The following is a 768-nucleotide window of genomic DNA, read 5'->3' as shown; positions in this document are numbered from 1 at the left end:
CATCCTGACCAAGATCGAAACCTACAAGCGCGAAGAGATCGCCGCGGCCAAGCGCGCGCAGCCGCTGTCGGCGAGTGAAGCGAAGGCCAAGGCGCAAGCCGCGCCGCGCGGCTTCGTGCGCGCGATCAAGGCCAAGCACGCCAATGGCGACTACGCGCTGATCGCGGAGGTGAAGAAGGCCTCACCGTCGAAGGGGCTGATCCGCGCCGATTTCGACCCGCCCCAGCTCGCCAAGGCCTATGAGGCGGGCGGCGCGGCCTGCCTGTCGGTGCTGACCGACACGCCCTCGTTCCAGGGCCATCTCGACTTCATGGTGGCGGCGCGCGCGGCGACGTCGCTGCCGGTGCTGCGCAAGGATTTCATGTTCGACACCTATCAGGTGGTCGAGGCCCGCGCGCACGGCGCCGACTGCATCCTGATCATCATGGCGGCGCTCGACGATGCCACCGCCCGGGATCTCGAAGATGCCGCGACTGCTTACGGCATGGACGTGCTGATCGAGATCCACGACCGCGCCGAGCTCGACCGGGCGCTGAAACTTCGTTCGCCGATGATCGGGGTCAACAACCGCAATCTCCGCACCTTCGAAACCACGCTCGCGACCAGCGAGGCCTTGGCACCGCTGATCCCCGAGGGGCGGCTGATGGTCGGCGAGAGCGGCATCTTCACGCCTGCCGATCTCGCCCGGCTCGAGCGCGTCGGCATGTCGACCTTCCTGGTCGGGGAAAGCCTGATGCGGCAGGCCGACGTCACCACCGCGACGCGCAC

General features: G+C 67.7%; 1 protein-coding gene. It reads left to right on the top strand.

The genetic code is table 11. The annotated features are described in order from the left end of the window. Position 1 precedes the first annotated feature (1 nt). A partial coding sequence (trpC, locus tag MOV75_RS40395; RefSeq protein WP_247008430.1) for an indole-3-glycerol phosphate synthase TrpC occupies positions 2–768 on the top strand: 767 nt, incomplete at its 3' end.

This window comes from Bradyrhizobium sp. PRIMUS42, assembly GCF_023006515.1.
GTDB lineage: Bacteria > Pseudomonadota > Alphaproteobacteria > Rhizobiales > Xanthobacteraceae > Bradyrhizobium.
Note: the sequence above shows the minus strand (reverse complement) of the source record. Positions and strands in the feature narration are given on the sequence as shown.